The 20,041-nt window shown below is 46.2% G+C and carries 20 protein-coding genes, 1 tRNA gene and 1 riboswitch; of the genes, 20 read left to right on the top strand and 1 reads right to left on the bottom strand.

The window, feature by feature from the left end; genetic code table 11:
* The first annotated feature begins 39 nt into the window (after window positions 1–39).
* From J7I83_RS01220 to clpX, 20 genes are all read left to right on the top strand, one after another.
* A complete protein-coding gene (locus J7I83_RS01220) occupies window positions 40–624 on the top strand; it encodes a fatty acid metabolism transcriptional regulator FadR (RefSeq protein ID WP_251047373.1) in 585 nt (194 codons plus the stop codon).
* Between the two features lie 17 nt (window positions 625–641).
* On the top strand, window positions 642–1,415 hold the full coding sequence (locus J7I83_RS01215) for an enoyl-CoA hydratase (protein ID WP_215098858.1): 774 nt from the start codon (window positions 642–644) through the stop codon (window positions 1,413–1,415).
* A 20-nt stretch (window positions 1,416–1,435) separates the two neighbouring features.
* Complete coding sequence (locus J7I83_RS01210) at window positions 1,436–2,209, top strand: electron transfer flavoprotein subunit beta/FixA family protein (protein ID WP_215098857.1); 774 nt, start codon at window positions 1,436–1,438, stop codon at window positions 2,207–2,209.
* Between the two features lie 372 nt (window positions 2,210–2,581).
* The gene (locus J7I83_RS01205; RefSeq protein ID WP_215098856.1) at window positions 2,582–3,547 is read left to right on the top strand and encodes an electron transfer flavoprotein subunit alpha/FixB family protein; all 966 of its coding nucleotides are present in this window, start codon (window positions 2,582–2,584) and stop codon (window positions 3,545–3,547) included.
* 336 nt (window positions 3,548–3,883) lie between these two features.
* A complete protein-coding gene (trxA, locus tag J7I83_RS01200) occupies window positions 3,884–4,198 on the top strand; it encodes a thioredoxin (RefSeq protein WP_215098855.1) in 315 nt (104 codons plus the stop codon).
* A 54-nt stretch (window positions 4,199–4,252) separates the two neighbouring features.
* Window positions 4,253–6,049, top strand: coding sequence for an excinuclease ABC subunit UvrC (uvrC, locus tag J7I83_RS01195; RefSeq protein WP_215098854.1), 1,797 nt, complete (start codon window positions 4,253–4,255; stop codon window positions 6,047–6,049).
* Window positions 6,050–6,086: 37 nt separating this feature from the next.
* Window positions 6,087–6,261: riboswitch (Lysine riboswitch) on the top strand.
* Between the two features lie 139 nt (window positions 6,262–6,400).
* Window positions 6,401–7,627 (top strand): aspartate kinase, encoded by a 1,227-nt coding sequence (locus tag J7I83_RS01190; RefSeq protein ID WP_215098853.1) that lies wholly within the window; start codon window positions 6,401–6,403, stop codon window positions 7,625–7,627.
* 414 nt (window positions 7,628–8,041) lie between these two features.
* Entirely contained in the window at window positions 8,042–8,632 is a 591-nt protein-coding gene (locus J7I83_RS01185) for a succinate dehydrogenase cytochrome b558 subunit (RefSeq protein ID WP_285228656.1), read from the top strand.
* A 45-nt stretch (window positions 8,633–8,677) separates the two neighbouring features.
* Window positions 8,678–10,429 carry a succinate dehydrogenase flavoprotein subunit gene (gene sdhA, locus J7I83_RS01180; protein WP_215098851.1) on the top strand — a complete coding sequence of 584 codons (1,752 nt, stop codon included), beginning with the start codon at window positions 8,678–8,680 and terminating at the stop codon, window positions 10,427–10,429.
* Window positions 10,430–10,451: 22 nt separating this feature from the next.
* Complete coding sequence (sdhB, locus tag J7I83_RS01175) at window positions 10,452–11,222, top strand: succinate dehydrogenase iron-sulfur subunit (protein ID WP_215098850.1); 771 nt, start codon at window positions 10,452–10,454, stop codon at window positions 11,220–11,222.
* 358 nt (window positions 11,223–11,580) lie between these two features.
* On the top strand, window positions 11,581–12,048 hold the full coding sequence (locus tag J7I83_RS01170) for an acyl-CoA thioesterase (RefSeq protein WP_215098849.1): 468 nt from the start codon (window positions 11,581–11,583) through the stop codon (window positions 12,046–12,048).
* Window positions 12,049–12,124: 76 nt separating this feature from the next.
* A complete protein-coding gene (locus J7I83_RS01165; protein WP_215098848.1) occupies window positions 12,125–12,577 on the top strand; it encodes a MarR family winged helix-turn-helix transcriptional regulator in 453 nt (150 codons plus the stop codon).
* A 16-nt stretch (window positions 12,578–12,593) separates the two neighbouring features.
* Complete coding sequence (gene racE / locus J7I83_RS01160; RefSeq protein ID WP_215098904.1) at window positions 12,594–13,397, top strand: glutamate racemase; 804 nt, start codon at window positions 12,594–12,596, stop codon at window positions 13,395–13,397.
* 77 nt (window positions 13,398–13,474) lie between these two features.
* Complete coding sequence (rph, locus tag J7I83_RS01155; protein ID WP_215098847.1) at window positions 13,475–14,224, top strand: ribonuclease PH; 750 nt, start codon at window positions 13,475–13,477, stop codon at window positions 14,222–14,224.
* Window positions 14,221–14,832, top strand: coding sequence for an XTP/dITP diphosphatase (locus J7I83_RS01150; RefSeq protein WP_215098846.1), 612 nt, complete (start codon window positions 14,221–14,223; stop codon window positions 14,830–14,832). Before rph ends, J7I83_RS01150 begins: the two co-directional genes overlap by 4 nt.
* Before the next feature lie 136 nt (window positions 14,833–14,968).
* A tRNA-Arg gene (locus J7I83_RS01145) sits at window positions 14,969–15,042 on the top strand.
* 390 nt (window positions 15,043–15,432) lie between these two features.
* A complete protein-coding gene (locus tag J7I83_RS01140; protein WP_215098845.1) occupies window positions 15,433–15,732 on the top strand; it encodes a TIGR04104 family putative zinc finger protein in 300 nt (99 codons plus the stop codon).
* Between the two features lie 88 nt (window positions 15,733–15,820).
* Window positions 15,821–16,801, top strand: a complete 981-nt coding sequence (locus tag J7I83_RS01135) for a tetratricopeptide repeat protein (RefSeq protein ID WP_215098844.1) — start codon at window positions 15,821–15,823, stop codon at window positions 16,799–16,801.
* A gap of 102 nt (window positions 16,802–16,903) precedes the next feature.
* Complete coding sequence (tig, locus tag J7I83_RS01130; protein WP_215098843.1) at window positions 16,904–18,190, top strand: trigger factor; 1,287 nt, start codon at window positions 16,904–16,906, stop codon at window positions 18,188–18,190.
* A 174-nt stretch (window positions 18,191–18,364) separates the two neighbouring features.
* Complete coding sequence (clpX, locus tag J7I83_RS01125) at window positions 18,365–19,606, top strand: ATP-dependent protease ATP-binding subunit ClpX (protein WP_215098842.1); 1,242 nt, start codon at window positions 18,365–18,367, stop codon at window positions 19,604–19,606.
* A gap of 222 nt (window positions 19,607–19,828) precedes the next feature.
* Here the strand turns inward: clpX and J7I83_RS01120 are convergent.
* The coding region (locus J7I83_RS01120) for a hypothetical protein (protein ID WP_215098841.1) at window positions 19,829–20,041 on the bottom strand (213 nt) is incomplete at its 5' end.

Raw genomic sequence — 20,041 nt, 5'->3', positions numbered from 1 at the left:
CGCCATTCATATTTTCATATTTTTTTGGGTGGTGACAGTATGGTGAAAAAAGATAAGCCGAAGTATAAGCAAATCATTGATGCGGCAGTTATTGTCATCGCTGAAAATGGCTATCATCAGGCACAGGTTTCAAAAATAGCTAAACAGGCCGGTGTGGCCGATGGAACAATTTATTTGTATTTTAAAAATAAGGAAGACATTCTAATTTCAGTGTTTCAGGAAAAGATGGGTGTTTTCGTCAGCAAGCTGGAACAAATCATCTCCCGTGATTTAAGTGCCCCTGTCAAGCTGGGGCTGATGATTGAAAGCCATTTTGAACTATTGGCCGGCGACATTCATTTAGCGATTGTTACGCAGCTTGAATTGCGTCAGTCAAATCAAGAAATCCGTGCAAAAATCAATAATGTGCTGCGTGAATACTTGAAGCTGATGGATAAGATCCTCATTAAAGGGATGGAAGATGGAGAATTTGATGCAGCCATGGATATTCGTTTAGCCAGGCAGATGGTTTTTGGTACAATGGATGAGACCATTACGACGTGGGTCATGAATGACCATAAATACGATCTGGTCGAACTCGCACCACAAGTTCAGCGTTTGCTGCTGAAAGGCATGCAGGCTTAAAGGGAGGGGCTCATTGGATGGAATTTATCAGTTGGAAAAAAGAAGATGGGGTAGCGGTCGCGACGATTAATCGTCCACCGGCAAATGCGCTGTCCCGTACACTCATTTTGGAAGTCGATGAATTGTTGAACCAGGTAGAGCATGATGAAGAGGTTCGCGTCATCGTCCTGCACGGAGAAGGCAAGTTCTTTTCTGCTGGTGCAGACATCAAGGAATTTACACAGGTATCTTCCGGAGAAGAATTCTCGAAATTATCAGCTAGCGGACAGAAAGTTTTTGAACGTGTTGAAACCTTCCATAAGCCTGTTATCGCGGCAATCCACGGAGCGGCTTTAGGCGGCGGATTGGAATTGGCAATGAGTTGCCATATGCGATTTGTCACTGAAAATGCTAAACTGGGATTACCGGAGCTTCAATTAGGCTTAATACCTGGGTTTGCTGGGACGCAGCGTCTGCCAAGATATGTAGGCGCAGCAAAAGCGGCAGAAATGCTGTTGACAAGTGATCCGATCTCCGGGACGGAAGCAGCGCAATATGGTTTGGCTAACCGTGCCTATGCAGAAGATGACCTACTTTCGGAAACGCTTACAATCGCCCGCAAAATCGCGAAAAAAAGCCCGGTTTCTGTGAAAGCGGCGATCGGGATGCTGCAGTACAGCAAGCCTGCGTCGTATCATGAAGGCGTAAATGCTGAAGCACAATCTTTTGGAACCGTTTTTGTTTCAGAAGATGCAAAAGAAGGAATCCAGGCATTTCTGGAAAAACGTGAAGCACAATTTAAAGGGAAATAATACTTGGGAGGTTTACGTTCATGAACATTTTTGTATTGGTAAAACGTACGTTTGACACAGAAGAGAAAATCGTCGTTTCAGGTGGACAAATCCAGGAAGACGGAGCGGAATTCATCATCAATCCGTACGATGAGTACGCCATTGAAGAAGCGATCACGGTCCGCGATGCACACGGCGGCGAAGTGACGGTTGTCACGATCGGCAATGAAGAAGCCGAGAAACAGCTGCGTACAGCACTTGCGATGGGCGCTGACAAAGCTGTCCTGATCAATACAGAAGATGATATTGAAGAAATGGACCAGTTTACTTCTGCGTACATACTGGCTGAATACTTAAAAGACAAAGAAGCTGATTTGATTTTGGCCGGCAACGTCGCAATTGACGGCGGATCCGGACAAGTTGGTCCACGTGTTGCTGATTTGCTGGGCATCAACTATGTGACGACCATCACGAGCTTGAGCATTGAAGGCGAAACCGTCACCATCGTCCGTGATATCGAAGGGGATGCGGAAGAGTTGGAAACGTCATTGCCGCTTCTGGTCACAGCTCAACAAGGCTTGAACGAGCCGCGTTATCCATCACTTCCAGGCATCATGAAAGCGAAGAAAAAACCGCTTGAAGAATTGGAATTGGATGATCTGGATATCGAAGAAGGCGATGTAGAAGCGAAAACAGAAACCATCGAAATCTACCTGCCACCGAAAAAAGCGGCTGGCCGGATTCTCGAAGGCGACATCTCCAACCAGGTAACTGAACTGGTCGGGTTGCTGCGCAACGAAGCGAAGGTTATATAACGAAAAGCAAAGGTGCCCGTTCAGCTCTGACAGGTGTAAGACGATCTGGCGAAGCGGCATGTTTTCAGCCGCACAGCCAGAGTGGCTTACATCCCGAAGAGTTGGGCACCGGAGTCTGGACAACGAAAAGCAAAGGTGCCCGTTCAGCTCTGACAGGGGTAAGACGATCTGGCGAAGCGGCATGTTTTCAGCCGCACAGCCAGAGTGGCTTACATCCCGAAGAGTTGGGCACCGGAGTCTGGACAACGAAAAGCAAAGGTGCCCGTTCAGCTCTTACAGGCATAATGCCTAAAGAGACGGGTCCTTCCATTTGAATAACGGCAACTAAACATTCCATCTATTTTTCACATCTACTTAGGGGGTAAACAGACCATGGCGAAAAAAGTATTAGTTTTGGGCGAAACGCGCGAAGGCGCTTTACGTAATGTTTCATTTGAAGCAATTGCAGCTGCTAAGAAAATTTCTGACGGCGGCGAAGTGATTGGCGTGTTGATCGGGGATTCGGTTGCTGATTTCGGCGCTGAATTGATTGCATACGGTGCAGACCGTGTGGTAACCGTTGAACATCCACACTTGAAGTCGTACACTTCTGACGGCTACGGCCAGGCATTCATGGCCGTCGTTGAACAGGAAAAACCGGAAGGCCTTGTTTTCGGCCATACAGCCGCCGGCAAAGACCTAGCGCCGAAAATCGCTTCCAAGTTGCAGGCCGGATTGATTTCGGATGTCACGGATATTGAAGGCGAAGGCGATGATGCCGTCTTCATCCGTCCAATCTTCTCGGGGAAAGCGTTTGAAAAAGTGAAACTAAAAGAAGGCATCGATTTTATCACCGTGCGCGCGAACAATATCGCACCGCTTGAACGACAGGAACGTTCAGGCGACGTCAGCTCGTTGGCTGTTGATATCACGAACCTGCGCACAATCATCAAAAACGTGGTGCGCAAATCAACGGAAGGCGTCGATCTTTCGGAAGCGAAAGTGATCATTGCTGGAGGCCGCGGTGTCAAGAGTTCTGAAGGATTTGATTCGTTGCAGGAATTGGCAAGCCTTCTTGGCGGCGCTGTCGGAGCATCACGTGGCGCTTGCGACGCGGACTATTGCGATTACTCGCTACAGATCGGACAGACAGGCAAAGTGGTAACGCCGGACCTGTATATCGCAGCTGGTATTTCTGGCGCGATCCAGCACATGGCCGGCATGTCCAACTCGAAAGTCATTGTGGCGATCAACAAAGATCCGGAAGCCAACATTTTCAAAGTCGCAGATTATGGAATTGTCGGCGACTTGTTCGAAGTCATCCCAATGCTGACAGAAGAATTCAAGAAAGTCATGTAATCTGCTAGTTGGCAGATTGCTGAATTTCAACATATAAAACAGGTGAAGAAAAATTACACATTTTTCTTTACCTGTTTTTGATTTGTGATTTTTAAAGGGTTACTTTTACTTATTTGCTTGGAGTGGAAGCGGTCGACTCCTGCGGGAGCAGTGACAGAGCAAAGCGACAAAGGCCATGCCCGCAAAAAGCGAGCGCTGGAATGGAAAGCAACCATTTTATCGTTTAACACCATTATTTGCCGGGTATTGCAAGAGTAGGCAAATAAATAGCTAGTGTTTTTAGCTCATGTTATACTCTGTATTATAGTTTGGTTTAATCATAAGGAGGAATTATTGATGGCAATCGTACACGGTACAGATCAGAACTTTTCACAAGAAGTATCAGAAGGACTCGTTTTAGTAGATTTTTGGGCAACTTGGTGCGGACCATGTAAAATGATCGCTCCAGTGCTAGAAGAGTTAGACGCTGAAATGAGCGATAAAGTTAAAATTGTAAAAGTTGATGTAGATCAAAACCAGGAAACAGCTGGAAATTACGGCATCATGTCAATTCCGACTTTGTTATTGTTGAAAGACGGAGAGACAGTTGATAAAGTGGTTGGTTTCCGACCAAAAGAAGCATTAGCTGAATTGGTTGAAAAACACGCATAATTCTTAACCGGGTCCAGCAATGGTGCCCGGTTTTTTAATAGGGTGAGATAAAAGATGGCTAACGAATTGATTCAGCATAAATTGGCAGTACTGCCTGATCAGCCAGGCTGTTATTTGATGAAGGACCGCCAAAATACCGTCATTTATGTCGGGAAAGCGAAAGTTCTGAAAAACCGCGTGCGCTCCTATTTTACAGGCAGCCACGATACAAAAACGCAGCGTTTGGTCAATGAAATCGAAGATTTCGAGTATATTGTCACGTCTTCTGATAAAGAAGCGCTTATTCTCGAATTAAATTTGATCAAAAAATACGATCCGAAATACAACATCATGCTGAAGGACGATAAAAGCTATCCGTATTTGAAGATCACGGGAGAGCGCCATCCAAAGCTGATTACGACCAGGCAGGTCAAAAAAGACAAAGGAAAATATTTTGGGCCTTATCCGAATGCCTACGCGGCAGCAGAAACAAAAAAACTGCTGGATCGCCTGTATCCGTTGCGGAAATGCCATACGATGCCGGACCGGGTTTGCCTGTATTACCATTTGGGGCAATGTCTGGCACCTTGCGTCAAGCCTGTTGAAAAAGAGACTTACCAGGAATTGATCGATGGCATCAGCAAATTTTTGAATGGCGGATTCCGTGAAGTCAAGCATGAGTTGGTCACGAAGATGTCGGAAGCGGCAGAGAACCTGGAATTTGAGCGAGCCAAGGAATACCGCGACCAAATTTCCATGATTGAAACCGTCATGGAAAAACAGAAAATGGCGATGAACGATTTCACCAATCGCGATGTTTTTGCCTACGCAGTCGATAAAGGCTGGATGTGCGTCCAGGTCTTTTTTGTGCGTCAAGGCAAATTGATTGAACGCGACGTATCGCTGTTTCCACTCTACCGAGATCCGGAAGAAGAATTTTTGACGTATCTTGGACAGTTTTATGAAAAGCCCAATCACGTCAAACCAAGTGAAATCCTGCTGCCCGAAGCGGATGATCCCGATATGCTGAAAGAATGGCTCGGCGTACGTGTGCTGGTTCCGCAGCGTGGGAAGAAAAAAGACCTGGTGGCGCTGGCGAAGAAAAATGCCGAAATCGCCATCAAGGAAAAATTCCAGCTGCTGGAGCGTCAGGAAGAACGGACGATTGGTGCATGTGTCGACCTGGGTGAAGCGATGAACATCGAAACGCCGCTGCGCATCGAAGCCTTCGATAACTCGCACATCCAAGGAGCCGATGCAGTGTCTGCAATGATCACGTTCATTGATGGCAAACCGTCCAAAAAAGATTACCGCAAATACAAAACACGCAACGCTTCAAAGCCTGATGATTATGCGGCGATGCGTGAAGTCATCCGCCGGCGTTATTCGCGGGTACTAAAAGATGGCTTGCCTTTGCCAGACCTGATCGTCATTGATGGAGGCAAAGGGCAGATGGAATCGGCACGTGAAATTTTGGAAGATGAACTGGGGTTATCCATTCCGATTGCCGGACTTGCCAAAGATGCGAAGCACCAAACTTCGCAATTGCTGTACGGTTCTCCGGCTGAAATTGTGCCGCTGAAGCGGACCAGTGAAGCCTTTTACCTGCTGCAGCGGATTCAGGATGAAGTGCACCGCTTTGTCATCACCTTCCACCGCCAATTGCGCGGCAAGAACTCGATTCAGTCGGCGCTTGATGGCCTTGAAGGAGTGGGGCCGAAGCGCAAACAGCAGCTGCTGAAGCATTTCGGATCTGTCAGGAAAATCAAAGAAGCATCCGTGGAAGAAATCAAGCAGGCCGGCATACCGGAAGCGCTGGCAGTGTCCATTGAACAGCATTTTGCAGAGGATACATTGCCAAGCGAATCATAACATGATATCGTAAGAGAATAATTGAATCACTTGGAAAAGTGATGATAGAGGCGCGAACGTCAATAGTAAGCATTCGGAGATTTGCAGAATCTAAGATGAATGGTGAAAGGGATGGTCGCCGAAGTGTGCGTATTACTGCTATTGCGCATGCTGGTTCTGCATTTAAGAAGTGCAGAGCTGTCAGAGTCAATCTCTGGAGGGCTATCTCACATGGACGTTTTTCGTGCATGATAAAAGAGGTAGTTTGCCGCGGTTGCGGTGAGCTGCCTCTTTTTGTGTCTGGCAGTACTGCCTTTTGGCATCATTGCCAGTCATTTTGAGGGCCACATACTAAATGTGGGAGTGAATGGAATGGAAACGATCGTCATGAAATTTGGGGGGACGTCTGTCGCGACTCCAGAAAAAATCATCGGGGTGGCCAAGCGGGCCATTCGTGAAAAAGAACAAGGCAAGCGTGTGGTCATCGTCGTTTCGGCAATGGGCAAAACGACGGATACCTTGCTCGGCCTGGCAGGAGAAATCTCTTCAGAGCCGCCGAAAAGGGAAATGGATATGCTGTTGGCTACTGGTGAGCAGGTCACGATCTCCTTACTGGCGATGGCTTTCAAAAAATTGGGTCACGAAGCCCTATCCTTTACCGGCTGGCAAGCGGGGATCGAAACTGAATCCGTGCCGCGCAATGCCCGTATCGAACGGATCCATACAGAACGCCTTGAACGTGTACTGGAAAATGGCTATTTTTGTGTTGTCGCCGGCTTCCAGGGGGTGGATAAAATCGGCAATATTACGACGCTTGGCCGCGGCGGGTCTGACACGACGGCTGTCGCTCTTGCGGCAGCATTAAAAGCGGAGAAATGTGAAATCTACACTGATGTCGACGGCGTCTATACGTCCGATCCACGATACGTGTCAGGTGCACGCAAACTGGAACAGATTTCCTATGATGAAATGCTTGAGCTTGCCAATCTTGGTGCAGGTGTCTTGCATCCGCGGGCAGTCGAGTTCGCGAAAAACAACCATGTCCCATTATCCGTCAGAGCGAGTTATTCAGATGAGCCTGGCACAATCATACAAGAGGTGATCACTGTGGAGAAAAACTTAATCGTTAGAGGCGTTGCATTTGAACCAGGAATTGCGCGCGTAACTGTGGCCTATAAAAAACCATTTAATGGATCCTTGGCCAATATTTTCACGAAGCTTGCAGAAAATCAAATTGATGTGGACATCATCGTCCAAAGCATCAGCGATGAATTCCCGCCTTCGGTCTCTTTTTCGATCAGCCAGGATAGTCTGGAAGCAACACGCCGTGTCCTGACCGAAGCAAAAGAGGAAATTGGCTTTCTATCGCTGAATATTGAGGTTGGATTGTCGAAAGTATCGATTGTCGGATCTGGAATGGTATCAAATCCGGGAGTGGCTGCGCGGATGTTCGATATATTGAGAAGTGAAGAGATTCCGGTGAAGATGGTCAGTACGTCCGAGATTAAAATTTCGGTGGTTGTACCAGAAGCCGATATGAAAAAATCGGCCAATGCTTTGCACGAAGCGTACGGACTGTCTGACGCACAGGTACATTAAGGAACGCATAATCTCCACAAAAATAACGATTCGTGAAAATATTCACAAAATGTTCAAATTCTCAATGGCAATATAGCAATAATACTGATAGCAGTGGAATATTAGAGAGTGGATGGAAAAAGCGATTCTCAATTAGAGAATCGCTTTTTAGCTGAATTCTTTTAAAACGGTTACATTCCAATGCGTTTTGCTGCTGATGGGGCGTCACATACCCTTTAAATGCTTGATAACTATCTATTTAAAAGAGTTTCGTTGCCTTGACGCTCCTAAAGGGTGGGAGTACAATAAATATGTCATATTATTGTATCATGATGGTGTGCGGCTTCAGGTGCTTTCGTAATATATTGTCTGCTCTGGACGCTGCCAATTAATGTTTTGAGGGGGGTAAAATTTTTGGACAATCGTGAATTTTTAATGCGCAGGCTGCACTCTTTGTTGGGGATCATTCCTATCGGTTTATTCTTAACGCAGCACTTAATCGTCAATCATTTTGCTACACAAGGGGTAGAGGCATTCAATGCTGCGTCTCACTTTATGGCAAATCTTCCATTCGTCATTTTCCTGGAGATATTTGTCATTTATTTACCGCTCATGTATCACGCTTTTTATGGTCTATACATAGCGTTTACTTCGAAGAACAATCCTGGGCATTATAGTTATTTGCGCAACATGTTGTTTGTTGCACAGCGCTATACAGGGGTCTTCCTGGTAGTCTTCATCGCTTGGCACGTCTTTGAAACAAGATTCCAAGTTGCGATCGGAGCAGCCGCTGAAGCTGATTTCAGTATGATGGAAAACATTTTAAGCAACCCATTCATGCTGGCGTTCTATATCGTCGGTGTATTAGCTGCAGTTTTCCACTTTTCAAACGGAATTTGGTCTTTCCTTGTGACTTGGGGAATTACACAATCCGAAGCAGCACAGCGAAATGCAACTTATTTCACGCTTCTAGTATTTATCGTACTATCAATTATTGGTATCAGAGCATTGTTTGCATTCGTTTAAGAATGACTCAATCATTGGTGAATTAAAAGAGGAGTGAATACTAACATGGCGAAGGGCAAAATTTCTATCGTCGGTGGTGGCCTTGCCGGCTTGATGGCAGCAATTAAAGTTGCAGAGGCAGGTTCTCCGGCCGATTTATTTTCAATCGTTCCCGTTAAACGATCCCACTCAGTATGTGCGCAAGGCGGGATCAATGGAGCCGTAAATACAAAAGGTGAAGGGGATTCCCCGGATATTCACTTTGATGATACCGTTTACGGAGGCGATTTCCTGGCAAATCAGCGTCCCGTAAAAGCAATGGCGGATGCAGCACCTGGAATTATCCGCATGTTCGACCGTATGGGCGTTATGTTCAACCGTACGCCGGAAGGCCTATTGGATTTCCGACGCTTTGGCGGAACAATGTACCACAGAACAGCGTTTGCCGGTGCTACTACTGGACAGCAATTGCTGTATGCATTAGATGAGCAAGTTCGCCGCTACGAAGTAAGCGGACTGATCACGAAATACGAAGGCTGGGAATTCCTTGGTCTTGTTCTTGATGAGCAGGGCGTCAGTAAAGGAATCATGGCTCAAAACATGACGACTATGGAAATCAAATCGTTCCGTGCGGATGCTGTCATCATGGCAACTGGCGGACCGGGGATCATTTTCGGGAAATCGACGAACTCTGTCATCAATACAGGTTCAGCGGCTTCCATCGTCTACCAGCAAGGTGCATACTACGCGAACGGCGAATTTATCCAAATTCACCCGACAGCGATTCCAGGAGACGATAAACTGCGCTTAATGTCAGAATCGGCTCGTGGGGAAGGCGGACGTATTTGGACTTACAAAGACGGCAAGCCTTGGTATTTCCTTGAAGAAAAGTATCCGGCTTACGGAAACCTGGTTCCACGTGATATCGCAACGCGTGAAATCTTTGATGTCTGTGTCAACCAGAAGCTCGGCATCAATGGCGAGAACATGGTTTACTTGGATCTTTCACACAAAGATCCAAAAGAACTAGACATCAAACTGGGCGGAATCATCGAGATCTACGAGAAATTCACAGGTGATGATCCTCGTAAAGTACCGATGAAAATCTTCCCGGCTGTCCATTATTCTATGGGTGGATTATGGGTCGATGATCACCAGATGACCAGCATTCCTGGCGTTTTGGCAGCAGGCGAATGTGATTATTCTCAGCACGGTGGGAACCGTTTGGGCGCAAACTCATTGCTTTCAGCAATTTACGGCGGAATGGTCGCAGGACCGAACGCGCTTGACTATATTAAAGGCCTTGATGTGTTGGCGGAAGATCTTCCTTCAGCGATTTACGATAAGCATGAAGCAGAAGAACAACGCAAATGGGAAGAAATTCTGGCATTGGACGGCACAGAAAACGCTTACGTTCTCCACAAAGAATTGGGCGAATGGATGACGGACAATGTAACAGTGGTACGCTACAACGATCGTTTGCAGAAGACGGATGAAAAAATCCAGGAACTGCTTGAACGATTCAATCATATTAGCATCACCGATACGCAGCTTTGGAGCAATCAAGGCGCAATGTTCACACGTCAATTGCGGAATATGCTACATTTAGCACGGGCAATCACAATCGGGGCACTCAACCGGAACGAAAGCCGCGGAGCGCATTACAAACCGGATTTCCCGGAACGTAATGATGAGGAATACCTGAAAACAACGATGGCGAAATTCAATGGCGCTGATGCACCACCTATCTTCCATTATGAAGAAGTCGATACATCGTTGATTCCGCCGCGTAAACGTGATTATTCTGCAAAAGCATAATATAGAAGGGAGCTAATTTACCATGGGTGAAGCAGCAAAAACGGTACTATTTGAAATCGAGCGCAGAAACTCTACGGATGAAGATTCGTATTGGGAAAAGTTCGAGTTGCCATATAAGATGAACATGAATGTCATTTCGGCATTGATGGAAATTCGTCGTAACCCTGTCAACATGGATGGGGAGAAAACCACTCCTGTAAACTGGGACATGAACTGTCTTGAAGAGGTTTGTGGCGCATGTTCAATGGTCATCAACGGCAAAGCGCGTCAATCGTGTACTGCTTTGGTCGATCAATTGGAACAGCCGATCCGCCTTCAGCCGATGAAAACATTCCCTGTTGTCCGTGACCTTGTCATTGACCGCAGCCGTATGTTCGACTCGTTGAAGAAAGTTAAAGCATGGGTGCCGATCGATGGTACGCATGACCTTGGAGATGGACCACGGATGCCTGAGCGCAAGCGCCAATGGGCTTACGAACTATCTAAATGTATGACGTGCGGCGTATGTCTTGAAGCATGCCCGAACGTTAACGATAAATCCGATTTTATCGGAGCTGCTCCACTTTCACAGGTTCGTTTGATGAATGCTCATCCAACGGGTGCCATGAACCGCGATGCACGTTTGAACGCGATCATGGGTGAAGGCGGATTAGCAGGCTGCGGTAATTCTCAGAACTGTGTTGAATCTTGTCCAAAAGGAATTCCTTTGACAACTTCAATCGCAGCGTTGAACCGCGACACAACTGTTCAAATGTTCCGTAACTTCTTCGGAAGCGACAGAATGGTTGACTAGTATTTACTGAAAACCCCGCTGCGGCGGGGTTTTTATTTTTGTCTTGTTTAGAAAATGCCTGCTCTTTACGGGAGTTTTTGATATACTAAGAAAATGAAGCAGATAACTAAAGTTTGAATAATGTAAGCAGTACTAAAGAAGAAATCGCTCTAAGCGGACGCTTTTCTGCGGGAGTCGCCGCTTTCCACTCGTTCTTCTAAGATTCATGTTGCTGTTTGCTGAAAGTACACAGAAACCTCCAGTTTCGTAACATTCTTAGCACTGGTGAGTCCAGTGTTTACGAAAGCCTTGCCCAAAGTGACCGAAAAAGTGAGAGAAAGAAGTTTTTTTACATTTAAAGTTAAGTGGAGGTTTTTCTATGAAAGCGAATTATATTGAGAATTTTGATGAATGGACGCGGGAATTTACCTTTTCAGCTCCGGTTCAAGTACGTTTTTCTGAAACCGATATGTTCGGCCATGTCAACAACACGGTGCCGATCGCATATTTTGAATTTGCACGGATCGAGTTTATGAAAGAAATGGGATTGATGCAGCGTTGGCTCGAAGAAGGAAATGAGTTGTTCCCCGTCGTGGCCGATATGCAGGTGGATTTTGTCCAGCAGGTCTTTTTTGATGAAAAACTGGACGTTCATGTCAAGATTGCGCGTGTTGGCACTTCCTCGGTTGATGTCCATTACTGGACCGTCAATGAAAAAAGGGAGACCTGCTTTACCGGACGAGGGGCGATTGTCCAGATTTCGAAGCAGACGGGTAAAGGTCATCCTTGGACAGAGCAGGACATTGAAATGCTCCGGGCGGGACAATTGACTGCTGCAAAAAAATAAGGGAGTTCTTGCTATATCAATAAAAAACCTTCACTATAGGAATAAGATAGGTTTTTTCGAGGAGTGGTAACTAGTAATGAATGATGACAAGCACAGCAACAGCCATGATTTAGACCGTATAGCCTTTATGGAAAAGGAATTGCGTTATATTTCTGGAATCATCAAACAACAAGGCCGGGAAATTTTAAATTCCTACACGATTACGCCGCCTCAATTCGTTGCACTGCAATGGCTATTTGAACACGGAGACATGACAATCGGCGATTTGTCGAACAAAATGTATTTGGCGTTCAGCACCACAACCGATTTGGTTGACCGCATGGAGAAAAATGAGTTGGTCGTCCGTATCCGCGAAGAACAGGATCGCCGCGTCGTCCGGATTAAATTGTTAAAAGAAGGCGAACGGGTCATTGAAGAAGTTATCCAGAAGCGCCAGGAATACTTGAAGACTGTATTAGCGAATTTTACCGTAGACGAAGCAGAACAATTTGCTGCTTTGCTTGAGAAACTGCACACAAACATGAAATAGGATAGAGGCGATGACGTTGAATGCGCCAATCGGAGTAATTGATTCAGGAGTCGGTGGACTTACCGTCGCAAAAGAAATAATGAAACTATTGCCGAATGAGCAGATTTACTATATCGGTGATAATGCCAGATGCCCTTACGGCCCGCGTCCGCTTTCGGAAGTTCGTACATACACGTGGCAAATGGCCAATGCATTGATGAAAAAGAATATAAAAATGCTGGTCATCGCCTGCAATACCGCAACAGCAGCTGCGCTGTACTCCCTGCAGAAAAACCTGCCGATCCCAGTGATTGGGGTTATTTTTCCAGGGGCACGCGCTGCCATCAAATCTTCTGCGACAAAAAAAATCGCTGTTTTGGGTACTTTAGGAACGGTAGAGAGCGGGGCCTACGAAAAAGCGATCCTGTCGCTGGTTTCTTCTGCGCATGTCGTGCAACTGGCTTGCCCGCGTTTTGTTCCTTTAGTAGAAAGTGACGAGTACGAAGGCGAATTCGCTCACCGGATTGTCCAGGACACATTGGCATCGATTGCTTATGAAGAGTTTGACACGGCGATTTTGGGCTGCACGCATTACCCTTTGCTGCAGGGCTTTATTGAAGAAGTGCTTGGCGATACAGTGAATGTGCTGTCGTCGGCCGAAGAAACGGCAAAAGACGTTGAGCGTTACTTGAGCTATAAAAAGCAATTTGCAGAATGGAGCCAGCCGCCAGTGCATCATTTCTATACATCGGGGTCTACACAGATATTCGGGTCGATCGTCCATAAGTGGCTTGGCATCGATGAGCCAATCATCCATTCCATTCGATTCCACAAAACCTGACGGCTCACAGCCCTCAGGTTTTTGTTGTTATCAGCGAAATATGGTAAACTATTTGAGCATATACAAGGAGGATTTTTATGACACGCATAGATAATAGACAAACTAACGAACTGCGTCCGGTAACAGTGGACGTGGATTACTTGATTCATCCGGAAGGCTCGGTATTGATCACAGTGGGGCAGACGAAAGTTATCTGTACCGCGACCATCGAAGAAAAAGTTCCAGGATTCCTGCGGGGCCAGGGCAAAGGCTGGATCACTGCGGAATATTCGATGCTTCCCCGTGCCACTAACAGCCGTAACCGACGTGAGGCTTCGGCCGGCAAAATCGGCGGCCGTACCATGGAAATCCAGCGTCTGATCGGCCGCGCATTGCGTGCGGTAGTTGACCTGGAAAAACTGGGAGAGCGCACTTTATGGATCGATTGCGACGTCATCCAGGCAGACGGCGGAACACGCACTGCGTCGATTACAGGGGCATTTATCGCCATGACAATGGCCATCGGCAAATTAGAGTTGCCGTCATTTCCGGTAACAGATTTTCTGGCTGCAACGAGTGTCGGTGTAACAGCTGTAAACGGCTCGATCCTTGATTTGAACTATGTGGAGGATTCAAGTGCAGAAGTGGACATGAATCTCGTCATGACCGGCGCAGGACACTTTGTCGAGCTGCAGGGAACAGGCGAAGAATCAACTTTCTCACGTGTTCAACTAAACGAATTGATGGACCTTGGAGAAGCGGGAATCAGTCAACTGATTGCTATGCAGCGGGATGCATTGGGCGAACTGTCCGCACGCATCGGTGAAAAGGTGCCTGCAGGACTATGAAAAAGATCGTAATTGCCACTCAAAACAAAGGCAAAGCGAAGGATTTCGAAACGATGCTGTCTCCGATGGGCTACGAAGTGCTGACGTTGCTTGATGTGGCACAAGACATGGACGTGGAAGAAACAGGTGTGACGTTTGAAGAAAACGCCATCCTGAAAGCCGAAGCGGTTGCAAAAGCGCTGGGCATTCCAGTGATCTCAGATGACAGTGGTCTGGAAATCGATGCTTTGAACGGCGAACCGGGTGTCTACTCAGCGCGTTATGCAGGTGCCGCTAAGAGCGATAGTGCGAATATCGACAAAGTGCTTGAGAAACTGGCAGGCGTGCCTGACGGCGAGCGTACAGCCCGTTTCCGCTGTGTGCTGGCAGTCGCAGCTCCCGGGCAGAAGACCGAAACTTTTTCAGGTTCATGCGAAGGGACCATTCTCCATGATCGCCGAGGCGATCATGGTTTTGGCTACGATCCGGTATTCTTTGTGCCTGCTCTGGACAAAGCGATGGCTGAACTCCAGCCGCATGAGAAAGCAGCAATCTCCCATCGTGGCAACGCGTTGCGCAAGCTCAATGAAAGCATGCCCGCCTGGTTGAACGAAAAAAATAAAGCTTAACCATTAAATTTAATGTTTTTTTAAAATAGCATTGACTTTTCTTCAAATCATTTCTATAATTAAAAATGTCTTTCAAAAGAAAAGCAAAGCCGTCCGCAACAGCAGGCGCCACAGTCTGGACTCTAAGAAAGCTTTGGTCTCAGTAGCTCAGCTGGATAGAGCAACGCCCTTCTAAGGCGTCGGTCGGGGGTTCGAATCCCTCCTGGGACATTATAGGAATGTACATAATTCACAAAAAACCTCTCCATCGTTCATTGAACGGTGGAGTGGTTTTTTGTTTTTAGATAAAACATTTCAACTATCTCTAAAGGTATCATCCTCATAGAAACTTTCGAGAATCAACTTTATTTCCTCAAATAAAAAGTAAGAAGTATACTTCTATAAACTCTCCAAGCGCTGGCGCGTCCACGGGCTGGGCGAAGCGATAAGACGGATGTTCTTCCCAGCTTATTGAGGGAGCCATGCCCAAAGTGGCCGAAGCGACATTAAAAAGTTGCGCTTGTGATCTCTGGACACCTCGACCTCTCCAGCTAGCAATTCTGAGAACCCTGAAACCATTCCTCACTCAGTACGTACTATTATAACTAAGGAGGCGTTTTTATGCCGACATGTAAAACTTGTGGAGCCGAATGGAACTGGAAAGAATCGATCAAGGCATCGTGGAAGTTCAGCGGATCCATGCGCTGCCCCCATTGCCAAAACGAGCAATATGCAACTCCAAAATCCCGTCAGCGCATGACGCTCATCAACTGGCTGGTTTTATTGCCATTGCCGTTTATGGCAATCTTAGATATCCCGCTGGTCTACACAATCATTATGATGCTGGTGCTCTTTGCCATCGGCTTGTCCTTAATCCCGAAAATGATAGAGCTGAGCAACGAATATAAACCTTTGTGGTAAGTATGGAACCGCTCTGTCTGCCATAAGGTTTTTATTTTCTGCCAAAAGGGAATGTGATATGATTATGAAACACAAAAGAGGTGGTAGGATGCGAAAGAAATACGGAGATTTGAAACGTGTGGGGAATGTAATTGTCTTTCCGACAACAGTGAACCGCTTGCTGGCAGAAGGCATGACCTTTTTAAAAGACGAGAAATACGAGGATGCCCGGGACAGCCTGTATCAGGTGCTGACTTACGAACCTGAACACGCAGCTGCTTTAGGCGGCTATACCTATTGTTTGTATGAGCTTGGGGAGTTTGAAGAAGCTCTGGAAGTATGCAAGGAGTTATTGAAAGTCGGTCCGATCCATTACCTGGAGACGATGGAGCTATACATAAGTATTTTGATGCAAGTCCGTGAGTTTGAAGAAGCGGAAAAGATGATTGAGCTTTTAATAGAAGAAAAAGTCCTGCCGGAAGAGCGGCTTGAGCAATTCCAACAATTGCGAGAACTGAACGAACGGATTGCAGCGAACGTTTCGACTGAGCTAGTGGATGCATCGCTTTATGCAATCGATACCTTTCTGGCGATGCATCCTTCTGAACAGGAAAAGCTGATCCTGGATTTGCCGACGGCTTCCTATCAGGCTCTTAAAAAGAGGCTGTTGGCGATCATTGAGCATCCGGATGCCGATCTGTTGACGAAGACATACATATTATTCATGCTGTACCAGGAAAAAATCGAAGCGGAAGTGAATGTCCAGAAATTCCATTACAAAGGCACATTCAACATCGACGACTTGCCGGACCCTATGAACAATGGCCGGATCCGGAAGATAACGGCAACTATGGAAGAAGCATTGGCGAAAGACCCGACACGGCTCGAATTGGTGAAAGAACTGTTCGAACGCCACATTTATCTATTGTATCCGTTCATCTGGGATGATTATGATGAAGCTGAAGTGGCTCAAGGGTACATGGATTATACAGAAGGCCTGTTCACGGGAATGAGCTCATTCAATGAAGATGAAAAGCTGCTGGAGCTGATCCAGCAGGCAGAACTGTGGTTTGAAATGCGGAATGGGTAGAAATAGTTGAACCTGTGGGCATGTGTGCTATAATATTGAAGTTGTCAAAAATCGTATAAAACGTAACATGACTTTGTAGAAAATGTTTGGAGGGCTTATAATATGTCAGCAAAATGGGAAAAGCAAGAAGGTAACACAGGAATTCTAACAATCGAAGTTCCTGCAGAAGAAGTAAACGCCGGTCTTGATAAAGCGTTTAAGAAAGTTGTTAAAGAAATCAACGTACCAGGTTTCCGTAAAGGGAAAATGCCTCGTCAAATGTTCGAAAAACGTTTTGGCGTTGAATCACTTTACCAGGACGCTTTGGATTTCATCCTGCCTGACGCTTACGCGAATGCAGTTGAAGAAGCAGGGATCAACCCAGTTGACCGTCCTGAAATCGATATTGAAACAATCGAAAAAAACCAGCCGCTTGTATTTACAGCTAAAGTGATTGTAAAACCTGAAGTCCAGCTTGGCGAATATAAAGGTCTTGAAGCGTCAAAACCTGATACTGAAGTATCTGACGAAGATATCGAAAATCAGTTGAAAGAAAACCAAGAGCGTTTGGCTGAGTTGACTGTTAAAGAAGACGAAGCAATCGTTGAAGGCGACACAGCTGTTATCGATTTCGAAGGATTTGTAGATGGAGAAGCATTTGAAGGCGGGCAAGGCAGTGACTACTCTCTTGAAATCGGTTCAAACTCATTCATCCCAGGATTCGAAGAGCAATTGGTGGGCGTAAAAACTGGAGAAGAAAAAGACGTTGAAGTCACTTTCCCAGAAGAGTACCACGCTGCTGAACTTGCAGGGAAATCTGCAACGTTCAAAGTGAAGGTAAGCGAAGTTAAAGGCAAGGAACTTCCAGAATTGAACGACGAGTTGGCTAAAGAAATCGACCCTGAAGTTGAAAGCCTGGATGCTCTTCGCACGAAAATGAAAGACAGCCTGGTTGCTGAGAAGAAAACTGCTGCTGACGCAGCGCTTCGCGACGAGTTAGTTCAAAAAGCTGCTGAAAACGCAACAATCGACATTCCTCATGCAATGATCCATACAGAAATGGACCGTATGATGAGCGATTTCGAACAGCGTTTGACTCAGCAAGGCATGAACCTTGAATTGTATTTCCAATTCTCTGGCCAGGACGAAGCTGCACTTCGCGAGCAAATGCACGGTGATGCTGAAACACGCGTACGCGTTTCAATGACGCTTGAAGCAATTGCTGAAGCTGAAAACATGCAAGTCACTTCAGATGACATCGACAAAGAGCTTGAAAAAATGGCTGGTCAATTCAGCATGGACATTGAACAGATCAAAACTGCTCTAGGTGGAACTGAAATGCTTGAAAATGATATTCGTATGCAGAACACAGTTGAGTTCCTAGTGGACAACGCTAAAATCTCTGAATAACACATAAGCAATATATAAGTAATAGGCGAAACAAGGTGCGGAAACGCACCTTGTTTTCCGCTACATAGAACATAGATTATGTGCGTCCAATGCCGAAGAATTGACGGTGAATCTAATTAGTTGCTAGAATTACGATAATCTTGTAAGATAATGGCTTGAATAGGGGTGAATACATTGTTCAAATTCAATGACGAGAAAGAGCATTTAAAATGTTCGTTTTGTGGCAAACCACAAGAGCAGGTTCGTAAACTGGTCGCAGGGCCAGGTGTTTATATTTGCGACGAATGTATTGAGCTTTGTACGGAAATCGTAGAAGAAGAGCTTGGTACAGACGAAGAAGTAGAATTCAAGGAAGTGCCTAAGCCAAAAGAAATTCTAGACATACTGAATGGCTATGTTATCGGTCAGGAAAAAGCGAAAAAGTCTCTGGCTGTAGCAGTTTACAATCATTATAAACGCGTCAATTCCAACAGCAAAATTGACGATGTTGAGTTGTCGAAATCCAATATTGTTTTGATCGGACCAACAGGAAGCGGGAAAACTTTGCTCGCACAAACCTTGGCTCGTATCCTAAACGTGCCGTTTGCTATTGCAGACGCAACATCATTGACGGAAGCCGGTTATGTCGGTGAAGACGTTGAAAACATTCTGTTGAAGCTGATCCAGGCTGCAGATTATGATGTTGAGCGCGCAGAAAAAGGCATCATCTATATCGATGAAATCGATAAAGTGGCTCGCAAATCCGAAAACGCATCGATTACACGCGATGTTTCCGGTGAAGGCGTACAGCAGGCACTTCTGAAGATTTTAGAAGGAACAACTGCCAGCGTACCACCTCAGGGCGGACGCAAGCACCCTCATCAGGAGTTTATCCAAATCGATACGACAAACGTATTGTTTATCGTAGGTGGCGCTTTTGACGGAGTAGACCAAATCATCAAACGCCGTCTTGGCAACAAAATCATCGGTTTCGGTGCAGATCCGAACAAAGAAGAGTTGGACGAAAAATCATTGCTTAGCCAATTGATTCCTGAATTTATCGGCCGTTTGCCTGTATTGGCAAGCCTTGAGCAATTGGATGAAAAAGCTTTGGTTGAAATCTTGACTGAGCCTAAAAATGCATTGATCAAGCAATACCAGAAAATGATGGAGCTTGATGGCGTTAAGTTGACATTCGAGCCTGGTGCCCTTGTTGAAATTGCGAAATTGGCAATTGATCGCAAAACCGGTGCCCGTGGACTTCGTTCAATTATCGAGAATATTATGCTCGAAGTGATGTTCGACCTGCCTTCACGCGAAGACATCGTCGAATGTATCATTACAAAAGAAACAGTTGCGGATAGCGTACAGCCTAAACTTATCTTAGAAGATGGCTCAGTGTATGTTAACGAAAATAATGAGAAAACATCCGCATAATGAGTGGAACTTCACCCGGCGGAAAATTCTCGCAGAGTGATAGGTGAACCAATCAAAAAGGATGATACGGGCTGACTCTGATCGTGCGCATCCGCACGGTCTTGAGTTAGCCCGTTTTTCTTAGAAAAGCGGAAGCACCTGTTAAGGCTCGACAGGCATAAGGCAAACTGGCAAAGTGGCGGTTTTTGCCACTTAGCCGGGGTGACTTATGACCCCGAGAGCCTAGGCGCTGCAGCTGGACAAAAGAAAAGCGGAAGCACCTGTTAAGGCTCGACAGGCATAAGGCAAACCGGCAAAGTGGCGGTTTTTGCCACTTAGCCGGGGTGACTTATGACCCCGAGAGCCTAGGTGCTGCAGCTGGACAAAAGAAAAGCGGAAGCGGCCGTTTAGCTCCGACAAGCGCTGGAAGCCTTGCCGGTAATGGCGTTCTTTAGC

Source organism: Planococcus sp. ISL-110 (assembly GCF_018613575.1).
Taxonomy (GTDB): Bacteria; Bacillota; Bacilli; order Bacillales_A; family Planococcaceae; genus Planococcus.
Note: the sequence above shows the minus strand (reverse complement) of the source record. Positions and strands in the feature narration are given on the sequence as shown.

What these genes read in the sequence shown, in the direction of transcription:
- J7I83_RS01220 (WP_251047373.1), top strand. Translation starts at nt 40, where the DNA reads ATGGTGAAAAAAGATAAGCCGAAGTATAAGCAAATCATTGATGCGGCA.
- J7I83_RS01215 (WP_215098858.1), top strand. Translation starts at nt 642, where the DNA reads ATGGAATTTATCAGTTGGAAAAAAGAAGATGGGGTAGCGGTCGCGACG.
- J7I83_RS01210 (WP_215098857.1), top strand. Translation starts at nt 1,436, where the DNA reads ATGAACATTTTTGTATTGGTAAAACGTACGTTTGACACAGAAGAGAAA.
- J7I83_RS01205 (WP_215098856.1), top strand. Translation starts at nt 2,582, where the DNA reads ATGGCGAAAAAAGTATTAGTTTTGGGCGAAACGCGCGAAGGCGCTTTA.
- trxA (WP_215098855.1), top strand. Translation starts at nt 3,884, where the DNA reads ATGGCAATCGTACACGGTACAGATCAGAACTTTTCACAAGAAGTATCA.
- uvrC (WP_215098854.1), top strand. Translation starts at nt 4,253, where the DNA reads ATGGCTAACGAATTGATTCAGCATAAATTGGCAGTACTGCCTGATCAG.
- J7I83_RS01190 (WP_215098853.1), top strand. Translation starts at nt 6,401, where the DNA reads ATGGAAACGATCGTCATGAAATTTGGGGGGACGTCTGTCGCGACTCCA.
- J7I83_RS01185 (WP_285228656.1), top strand. Translation starts at nt 8,042, where the DNA reads ATGCGCAGGCTGCACTCTTTGTTGGGGATCATTCCTATCGGTTTATTC.
- sdhA (WP_215098851.1), top strand. Translation starts at nt 8,678, where the DNA reads ATGGCGAAGGGCAAAATTTCTATCGTCGGTGGTGGCCTTGCCGGCTTG.
- sdhB (WP_215098850.1), top strand. Translation starts at nt 10,452, where the DNA reads ATGGGTGAAGCAGCAAAAACGGTACTATTTGAAATCGAGCGCAGAAAC.
- J7I83_RS01170 (WP_215098849.1), top strand. Translation starts at nt 11,581, where the DNA reads ATGAAAGCGAATTATATTGAGAATTTTGATGAATGGACGCGGGAATTT.
- J7I83_RS01165 (WP_215098848.1), top strand. Translation starts at nt 12,125, where the DNA reads ATGAATGATGACAAGCACAGCAACAGCCATGATTTAGACCGTATAGCC.
- rph (WP_215098847.1), top strand. Translation starts at nt 13,475, where the DNA reads ATGACACGCATAGATAATAGACAAACTAACGAACTGCGTCCGGTAACA.
- J7I83_RS01150 (WP_215098846.1), top strand. Translation starts at nt 14,221, where the DNA reads ATGAAAAAGATCGTAATTGCCACTCAAAACAAAGGCAAAGCGAAGGAT.
- J7I83_RS01140 (WP_215098845.1), top strand. Translation starts at nt 15,433, where the DNA reads ATGCCGACATGTAAAACTTGTGGAGCCGAATGGAACTGGAAAGAATCG.
- J7I83_RS01135 (WP_215098844.1), top strand. Translation starts at nt 15,821, where the DNA reads ATGCGAAAGAAATACGGAGATTTGAAACGTGTGGGGAATGTAATTGTC.
- tig (WP_215098843.1), top strand. Translation starts at nt 16,904, where the DNA reads ATGTCAGCAAAATGGGAAAAGCAAGAAGGTAACACAGGAATTCTAACA.